This is a genomic window from Myroides sp. LoEW2-1 (assembly GCF_009767705.1).
GTDB lineage: Bacteria > Bacteroidota > Bacteroidia > Flavobacteriales > Flavobacteriaceae > Flavobacterium > Flavobacterium album_A.
This window is the reverse complement of record NZ_WSPP01000346.1, coordinates 1-741: the sequence shown is the minus strand read 5'-3', so window position 1 is coordinate 741 and position 741 is coordinate 1. Positions and strand designations below refer to the sequence as shown.

Here is a 741-nt window from a genome sequence, read left to right as displayed (position 1 = left end):
ACCAAAACTAAGCCCTGATTTACAGATATTATCTACATATTTAATCAATGTAGTTCTTGAAATTCCTAAACTAGATGCGATTCTAGAATTAGAAATTTCTTTTATTTTCATCTTAATGATACTTTTTATCATGGTCGTTGAGATAGGTTTATTAGCCATAACTTTGTGATTTTTAATCACAATTTACACTAAAAAACTAAGCTCAGAACTGTTCAGTTTGCACCGGAATCATCTGTTCAGTTTGCACCGGAATCACCTGTTCAGTTTAGACCGGAATCACCTGTTCAGTTTAAACCGGAATTACCTGTTCAGTTTAGACCGGAATCACCTGTTCAGTTTAGACCGGAATCACCTGTTCAGTTTAGACCGGAATTACCTGTTCAGTTTAGACCGGAATACCCAGTAAAAGGTGGTTGAAGTGATAATACATTATAACTTCCTAGGTGTGCATATAAATCTGCACTTCCATTTTCTGTGTCTATAATAGCAACTTTAGATAAGTCACCATTAGTTAATCCTTGTGCTAGTAGTAAACTTGAATAAGTTTTTCCTGAACCTGCACTTCCTTGAAGAGCCATTTTAATCTTTGCTCTTTTTCTTTCTGATTGTCTTAATTGCATAATTTTTTTAATTAATTGTTTGTAAACTAGAAAATCCTACCTGTTTTGGTAGGATTACTATATAAGGTTTGTACCAAAAGTGGTAGGATTAGTAATATTCTATTTCTGTTGTAAACTAGAA

At 33.2% G+C, this 741-nt stretch carries 1 pseudogene; it reads right to left on the bottom strand.

Going from position 1 to position 741, the window contains the following annotated elements:
• Positions 1–401: 401 nt before the first annotated feature.
• Positions 402–620, bottom strand: a pseudogene (locus tag GOQ24_RS15715) (AAA family ATPase); the annotation flags it as partial.
• Positions 621–741 lie beyond the last annotated feature (121 nt).